Here is an 8,105-nt window from a genome sequence, read left to right on the forward strand (position 1 = left end):
CGATGATCCGCATGAATTCAAGTTTTGGATTTACAAACAGATGTAGCTGAGGGTATCCGAAAAGCGTGTCTTTTTTGGGGATGAAACCACAGGATGGTTTTGTTTTATCTTATGTCTATTTTTAAAAACCTGATATTACTAAAGTCTGTCTTGATTTTGTCGAATGTTTGGAATGTTTAGGATAATCAAGCTATTTTGGAAAATCAATCAGTAAACTTAATTCCAACCTATATAACCTACGTATGAAAATTTATTTGTTGTCTATTGTTTTACTTTCAGCCCTTTGTTTCCAGGCTCAAAGTCAAACCCGGGAAATTCAAGCATTGAAAGATTGGAGATTTTATAATGGCGATGCCGAATTGGCGAGCCAAAGTGGATTTGATGACTCGTCTTGGGAGAAGGTAACTGTTCCCCATGATTGGGCTATCAAAGGACCTTTTGACAAAGATATAGATAAGCAGGTCGTCAGGATTGAGCAAAACAATGAAACAGTAGCAACCGAAAAAACAGGTAGGACAGGAGCATTGCCATTCATTGGTGTGGGTTGGTACAGGACAAATGTCTCTGTGGCAGAAGTAAATTCCGGTAAGCAAATCATCTTGGCATTTGATGGTGCCATGTCAAATGCAGAAGTGTTTGTCAATGGAAAGAAAGTGGGAAATAGACCTTACGGTTATAGTTATTTTTATTTTGATATCACAGATGAACTGCAAGCAGGAAAAGAAAATGTGATAGCTGTCAGACTTGAAAACCAAGCCTTTTCTTCAAGGTGGTATCCGGGTGCAGGGATCTACAGAAAAGTCAACTTGATCATCAAAGATGCGGTGAGTTTCAAGCACTGGGGCCATTATATCACAACTCCCTACATTGGAAATGGGCTTGCCAAAATCAATATCAAGTCCCAGGTTCAAGGTGACAATGTGGTGATAAAAACAACCTTGAGAGATGCAAATGGAAAAGTGGTAGCTGAGAATATGGTATCGCAGAGATTTGGGGATGAAATTGAGCAAAACATTTCTTTGGACAACCCAGAGATTTGGGGTACTGACTCTCCTTATTTATATACAGCAACTTTAGAACTCCATCAGGGTGGGGTATTGAAAGACACTGAAGAGATCAGGTTTGGGGTGCGTGACATTAAATACAGCCGAGAGAATGGCTTTGAGTTGAATGGTGAAGTAGTAAAGTTCAAAGGTGTCTGCTTGCACCATGATTTGGGTCCTTTGGGTATAGCGATCAATAGGGCTGCTTTGAAACGACAATTGACAATATTGAAGGATTTGGGAGTGAATGCCATCAGATCATCCCATAACATGCCTTCGATAGAGCAGTTGGAGTTGTGTGATGAAATGGGCTTTATGTTTTTGGCAGAAAGTTTTGACGAATGGAAAAAGCCTAAAGTAAAGAATGGATACAATCTATATTTCGATGAATGGGCTGAAAAGGATATCGTAGATTTGGTCCATGCGACAAGAAACCATCCAAGTATCGTGATGTGGAGTGCTGGGAATGAAGTACCTGACCAGCATGGAAGTGCAGGTGTGAAACGTGCAAAGTGGATCCAGGATATCTTCCATAGGGAAGACCCAACCCGTCCGGTGACAGTGGGTATGGATCAGGTCCAAAATGCGATGGCTAATGGATTTGGTGCCATTTTGGATGTCCCTGGGTTGAACTACAGATTGCCACTGTATGAAGAAGCATATGAATTGTTTCCACAAGGGTTTATCTTAGGTTCAGAAACTGCCTCTACCGTGAGTTCAAGAGGGGTGTATAAGTTTCCGGTAGAGAAAGGTCCGAACAAAACCTATGATGACTATCAGAGTTCTTCATATGATTTGGAATATTGCAGCTGGTCCAATATCCCTGAAGATGATTTTGTATGGCAGGATGACAAACCTTGGGTGATTGGTGAATTTGTATGGACTGGATTCGATTACTTGGGAGAACCTACTCCTTATGATGATTATTGGCCTTCCAGAAGTTCTTATTTTGGGATTTTGGATTTGGCTGGCATTCCCAAAGACAGGTACTATCTCTACAGAAGTCGTTGGAATACGGAAGATGAGACATTGCATATGCTCCCGCATTGGAATTGGGAAGGAAGGGAAGGGGAGAAGACTCCTGTATTCGTATACACAAACTATAGCAGTGCGGAACTTTTTGTAAATGGAAAAAGTCAAGGTATCCAGAAGAAGGACAGTACTTCGAACCTACATCGCTATAGGTTGATGTGGATGGATGTTGTGTATGAGCCAGGAGAAATCCGTGTAGTTGCTTTTGATGATTCAGGAAATGAAGTTGCCGAAAAGTCCATTAAGACTGCTGGTAAACCGCATCGTATTTTGCTTGAAGCTGATAGGGAGACGATCAGTGCAGATGGTGAGGATTTAAGTTTTGTGACTGCCACTATTGTTGACAAAGATGGGATCCCTGTACCCCATGCAATGAACAGATTGGATTTTGAAGTTACCGGAAATGGTTCATTCAAGGCTGTTTGTAATGGAGATGCGACCTCATTGGAAATGTTCCACCTGCCTACCATGAAAGTATTCAATGGCAAACTGGTTGTGATCGTTCAGGCATCTGAAAAAGCAGGTGACATCAAGCTTAAAGTCAAAGGAAAAGGATTGAAGGCAAGTGAACTCAAATTGAGTTCACAGAACTAAGCCAAATGAAATAATCAGTAAAAAAATAAGCCATCTAAAGTTATTTAGATGGCTTTTGTGCGCTCGGAAGGATTCGAACCCTTATATTAAATATTTGATTATCAATTAATTGAGTTGGTTGTTTCAACAGACTCCACGGATGACGATTTGTTGTTTTGAACTGTTAGTTTAAAGTTAATTAATATCCATAATGAAAACAAAATAAAAGCATAATTTGTGCTTGATAAATAAGTAGGGGGGGACATTTCAATAAATTTTTAGAACTACTATCTGCATATTCAATACAATCAATTTAATTGTCGGACTGTTTTTAAATACTATTTTTGTGTACTTCAAACAAACTGAACCTCACTTCCCAGCCTTGGATGATAGGAGGGACTGTAGATAATGATGTTTTTGTTGACCAAATCTTTTATGCATTTGTGATAGGTACTCAATGATTTGACCTGCGAGTTTTGCATAATCATTTTTCTGGTGATCCGAAAACTTCCCATTCCCTGGTTTTTGAGAAATTCACCGATAAGAGCCATGCAAATAGCCATGTGGGAAAGTTGAATTGAGTCATCCAATTGCAACTTTTTGAAAATATCCAGAATCTTTCGTTGGGTAGGGTTTGTATTCTCAATAGCCATAATTTATTGTTTGAATAGGTTTTCGACTTCCTTAGTCTGATAGTAGTATGTCCCCCCGATTTTCTTGGGGTTCAAAAGCCCCCGAATCCTTAGGTTCTGTAAAGATCCTGGAGATATTTTAAGCATTCGCCGGACTTCATCACTCTTTACCCAGTCCTTATGCTCTTTTTCCTTGGGCTTCATTAATTTTTGGAGATCATCCAACAGTTGCCGTCTCAATTCTTCCAGATCCTGCCTGGTGATCATTTCTATTTTTGTCATGTTTGGAGTTTTATGATATTGGAGTAATTTAGATAGGAAAAGTAGATGGAATTCACACTACGATGACACTTGGGGTGTGGTTTTTCTGATTTAAAAAAGGTAATCTGTTAATGGAATTAGAATGGAAAATCAGTTTTTTTACTGGTGAAAACTGTTTTGATTTAAAACTTTGGATATCTATGCTTTTCAAATTCTTTAGGTTGAAACATAGTACAGGTTGACCCCAACTTTTAACCATTAAAAGTAACCGCTTTTCAAACACTAGTACCAGAGGCCGAATGGCCTTGGACTGCGGCTTTCCCGCAGTCAGCAAGATGTAGGATTGTCTACGACATTCCTTCTTTGACTTTTGTTCCGAAGTCACAGTCCATGGGTTTACTCGGAACTCGTAAGTCTTTTTTTACTTCGTTATTGAATCTTTATTTTAGAAAGGAATATACTAAAAATATGAAAGATGAATATAGATCAAGAAATGGGAACCTAGGAAGTAATGTATTTTAAGTTTAAGATAAAAATGCTGCGAAAATTATACTCAATCTGAACGTAGAAGCGATAGAGAGATAAAATATTATTCGAATGATAATGTGCTCGATAGAAGTAAGGTAGCAACTTTTGAACTTGATGCCTAGTAGACTGTCCAAATATGAATTAATTAACAAAAAGCCTATTTCAAACAGTTTCATCAAGTAGAAATCAAGTTTTAAGTCACATTTTTGCGCTTTCTATCGAATGATTTCTGAACTGGCAGATAGTGAAAAAAACAAACTGGAGTTGAATATGAACATGTGATTTTTTGCTTTAGCTTTTCAAGTGCTGGTCTTAAAATTTTGATGAAACTGGGACTTCTTAGTTTTGTTTACATTGTATTCATGTCAACATGATCATACAAAAGACATATTTCTGTTGGGGAAGTTTGACAATCCACTTGATGTTACCTTTGGTGATCCTTACATTCTGGACGATGGAAAAGGATTATACTATATGTATGGAACTCAACCCCGATGATATAAATCATTAAACTTTCAAAGCTGAAAGAGACACATTGATGATATCATTAAATGTATTGTGATTAGTATCAAATTTGACAGTAACCCTAAGTCCATTGAGAGCATTAAAAACAAATTTTGCCAAGGCTCTTGCAGAAAATTTTTTTGTGTAAATACCTATTTGTTGTCCTTTTTTTATAGCCTTGTATAGTGCTTCTTCAGTATCAATCATGATGGCATTCGCAATTTCTGCTATTTCCGGATCAACAGGAGCTAATTCGACGGCTGAATTCACCAAAAAACAGCCAATAGAATTTGGTTCTCCAAATTGCTCTTTTCTTATGAATTCGAAAAAATCATTGACATAGTTTTCAATGTATGGTGTAGTATCCACAGCTTTCAAAACAGGATCTATACGATCAGTCCTGTATTTTTTGAGGGCTTTTACAAATAAGCTATGTTTGTCTCCATAAGTGTCATACATGCTTGATCTGCTTATACCAAGGTTGTCAACCAAATCCTGGGCGGAAGTTGCATTATATCCTTTTTGCCAAAATAGATACATAGCCTTTTCCAAGACTACTTCCTCATCAAATACTTTTGTCCTTGCCATAATAAGAATCTTTGTAAAGTAGCGTACTACTTTACAAAGATAATGTTTTAGGAACGAATGTTCCAAATTTAGGCAAATTTTTAAAGCCTTACTGCGTTTACAGAAGCACCACTATCGATCGTATATTCAGAACCTGATATAAACGAAGCATCATCAGAGGCTAGAAAGGATATAAGCTTTGCAATTTCTTCAGGTTTTGCAAATCGCTTGAAAGGCATAAATTTGGATTTTAGGAAATTATGAACCTCTTCATTACCTAGTGCTCCCCTGTTGATCATGTCTGTTTCAGTCATGGAAGGGGCTACAGTATTCACTCGGATTTTCCTGTGGGCTAATTCTACCGCAGCAGATTTACTGTATGCTGTCAGCGCTGCCTTACTTGCAGAATAAATACTGGTGCCTGTTGCATAGGTATAAGCACTAACAGAAGTAAGGTGGATTATTGAAGCTCCATCATTAAGGATAGGGATGAATTTTTCAGTCGTAAATACAGCCCCTTTGAAATTTATGTCTGAAATAGTATCAAAAATTTCCTCGGTAAGCTCACCTATGGGTTCCTGGTAAGACACGCCTGCATTTACCAACAATACATCCAACTTGCCAAATTCTGAACTTACAATGGAAACAAGGTTTTCAATTTCGCGAATATTAGAGACATCTGCCTGAAATCCTGTAGCGTTGCTTCCTAAAAGATTTATGGCATTGTCAATTTTTTGCTGGTCACGACCAGTAATAATTACCTTCGCACCTAGTGCAATAAAATCTTTGGCAGCAGCCAATCCAATACCTGTATTACCGCCTGTAACTACTGCAACTTTGTTTTTTAATTTACTCATTTTTTCTTTGTTTTATTTTAAACGGAACAATCATTCCGTAAAGGTAATTATAACGGAATGTTTATTCCAAATAAATTTTATGATTTTGATTTTTAGAAAAAAATGGATGGATATGATGCTTCGATTATTCGATTATTTGGAAGTTTCATATTTTCCCAAAACTTAAAATCAGATATTTGATTTTGCATGAATGAATAGTAGATTGTGGGTGTATTTCAACTATTTTTGCAATAGACTTTTTTGATTAATTTTTATCGTCATTTGTCGACGTTTTTTTGTTTTTTTTGAAATAAGTTTGTTTTGGAAATTAATAATAACACCAGAAAGTAATCCCAATCCAAATACCACATTAGAGATTAATCCAGTTTTACCTCTTGGTTTTCAGGTCTATAGTATTTTGTAATTAGAAGTTGCAAAACGCTAAAAGTAGAATTCTCGAGTCACCACTAAAACTGGCTGTAATTTGACGCAAGTTGAAGGCCTTTCCTATTTTCAGGGTTGGGCGATGCCACTTCAATTAAATCTTTTGACCAGAGGCTGATTTTATTTGTCAGGGTCAAATGAAATTGTTTTCAGATTATATGTTAGGGATGTTTCAATTTATATGAAAAAATAGTAATGGTTGAATTAAATATTAAAAGTTTAGTCTTAGATAATTTGCCGTATGAAATAGTATGGTTAGATTCTAGTGGAAATGTTGTGTATGCCAATGAAGCATTTTGTAAAATATTAGGTTACAGTAAGAAAGAGGCTACTCAACTTACAATCACAGATATCAATGTTGCGGTAACACCTGAAAGCTGGCAAAACCATTGGAAGGAAGTTGTAGAAAAAAGAGTTGTTAATTTTCCAGCAATACACAAGACAAAAATGGGCAAATTCTATAATGTTGGTGTATTTGCACAATACTTTTCATACAATGGAATGGAGTTTTTATGCGGGATTGGCCATGAAATAACTGAATCTAATTTTTACAAGAATTTAGTTGATAATACAAAAGATATAGGTAGTGTCGGCGGCTGGGAGCTAAACTTGCAGAGCGGATCACTTTTGGCTACTACCTGCGCTTTAGAAATATTCAATACCGTAAATTCTGACGATTTAACCCCTTCGAAAATCATACACAAATTTAAAAATGGCAAGAGGCTTGAATCTTTGTTTGGACAGTTAATCAAAAAAGCAGCCGATTTTGATGAAATATTTGAAACTACTGATTTTCCTCCCAGGTATATCAGAGCTATAGCAAAACCAAGCCTGAAAGGAGATGAAATTTACAAAGTTTCAGGAGTTTATCAAGATGTTACTGAAATAATACAAAGGGATAATGATTTGGAACTCTATAAAACCATTATCGATAATGCCCAAGATCTTATTTATGTATACAATGATAAAGCAGACCTGCTGCATTACAGTGAGTCATTGATCGATAAATTAGGTTATTCAAAATCAGAGCTTGACAATTCTAATATGTTTGTGTTGGATCCATTTATAACACAGGAGTTTTGGGAGTTTCATTTCGATGAGCTTAGGAAAAAGGGGATTCATCGATTTGAATGGCTGACTTCCAGAAAGGATGGGACAAAATTCCCGGTTGATATAACAGCAAGTCATTTAAGGTACAATGGTGTTGATTACAGTTGTGCTGTAGTAAGGGATATTACTGTAAAGAAGAATCGAGATTTGGAATTGTGCGAAGCATTGGAAGAAATCAAGTCCTTGAAAGATCGGCTTGAAAATGAAAACGAGTATTTACAGGAAGAAATCAGTAGAAAAATCAATTTCAACAATATTATTTACACCAGTGATTCTTATAAAAAGGTACTGACCAAGATAGATCAGGTAGCTTATACTGACACCACTGTACTCATTACAGGTGAATCTGGAACAGGAAAGGAATTGCTGGCAAGTGCAATACACAGTAACAGCAGAAGAAAAGATCGTCCTTTGATAAAAATAAACTGTGCTACATTACCCAAGGAACTTATTGAGAGCGAATTGTTTGGACATAAAAAAGGTGCTTTTACCGGAGCTGTGACCAATAAAATGGGTAAATTTACACTTGCAGATGGGGGGACAATTTTTTTGGATGAAATAGGCGAGATGCCAAT

General features: G+C 36.8%; 6 protein-coding genes. 2 read left to right on the forward strand and 4 right to left on the reverse strand.

Going from position 1 to position 8,105, the window contains the following annotated elements:
* The first annotated feature begins 242 nt into the window (after positions 1-242).
* The gene (locus ACFSKL_RS11245; protein WP_376886316.1) at positions 243-2,669 is read left to right on the forward strand and encodes a DUF4982 domain-containing protein; all 2,427 of its coding nucleotides are present in this window, start codon (positions 243-245) and stop codon (positions 2,667-2,669) included.
* A gap of 332 nt (positions 2,670-3,001) precedes the next feature.
* On the opposite strand, the gene ACFSKL_RS11250 is transcribed toward ACFSKL_RS11245, so the two are convergent.
* From ACFSKL_RS11250 to ACFSKL_RS11265, 4 genes are all read right to left on the reverse strand, one after another.
* Positions 3,002-3,301: a hypothetical protein gene (locus ACFSKL_RS11250; protein ID WP_376886317.1), complete on the reverse strand. Its 300-nt coding sequence runs from the start codon at positions 3,299-3,301 to the stop codon at positions 3,002-3,004.
* A 3-nt stretch (positions 3,302-3,304) separates the two neighbouring features.
* On the reverse strand, positions 3,305-3,562 hold the full coding sequence (locus ACFSKL_RS11255; protein WP_376886319.1) for a helix-turn-helix domain-containing protein: 258 nt from the start codon (positions 3,560-3,562) through the stop codon (positions 3,305-3,307).
* 1,014 nt (positions 3,563-4,576) lie between these two features.
* Positions 4,577-5,161 (reverse strand): TetR/AcrR family transcriptional regulator, encoded by a 585-nt coding sequence (locus tag ACFSKL_RS11260; RefSeq protein ID WP_376886322.1) that lies wholly within the window; start codon positions 5,159-5,161, stop codon positions 4,577-4,579.
* An 80-nt stretch (positions 5,162-5,241) separates the two neighbouring features.
* The gene (locus ACFSKL_RS11265; RefSeq protein WP_376886324.1) at positions 5,242-5,997 is read right to left on the reverse strand and encodes an SDR family NAD(P)-dependent oxidoreductase; all 756 of its coding nucleotides are present in this window, start codon (positions 5,995-5,997) and stop codon (positions 5,242-5,244) included.
* Between the two features lie 618 nt (positions 5,998-6,615).
* On the opposite strand from ACFSKL_RS11265, the gene ACFSKL_RS11270 reads away from it, so the two are divergent.
* A partial coding sequence (locus ACFSKL_RS11270; protein ID WP_376886327.1) for a sigma 54-interacting transcriptional regulator occupies positions 6,616-8,105 on the forward strand: 1,490 nt, incomplete at its 3' end.

It is taken from the genome of Belliella marina, assembly GCF_042682445.1.
GTDB lineage: Bacteria > Bacteroidota > Bacteroidia > Cytophagales > Cyclobacteriaceae > Belliella > Belliella marina.

Excerpts from the sequence above, each read along its gene's own strand:
- ACFSKL_RS11245 (WP_376886316.1), top strand. The coding sequence starts at position 243 with ATGAAAATTTATTTGTTGTCTATTGTTTTACTTTCAGCCCTTTGTTTC.
- ACFSKL_RS11260 (WP_376886322.1), bottom strand. The coding sequence starts at position 5,161 with ATGGCAAGGACAAAAGTATTTGATGAGGAAGTAGTCTTGGAAAAGGCT.
- ACFSKL_RS11250 (WP_376886317.1), bottom strand. The coding sequence starts at position 3,301 with ATGGCTATTGAGAATACAAACCCTACCCAACGAAAGATTCTGGATATT.
- ACFSKL_RS11265 (WP_376886324.1), bottom strand. The coding sequence starts at position 5,997 with ATGAGTAAATTAAAAAACAAAGTTGCAGTAGTTACAGGCGGTAATACA.
- ACFSKL_RS11255 (WP_376886319.1), bottom strand. The coding sequence starts at position 3,562 with ATGACAAAAATAGAAATGATCACCAGGCAGGATCTGGAAGAATTGAGA.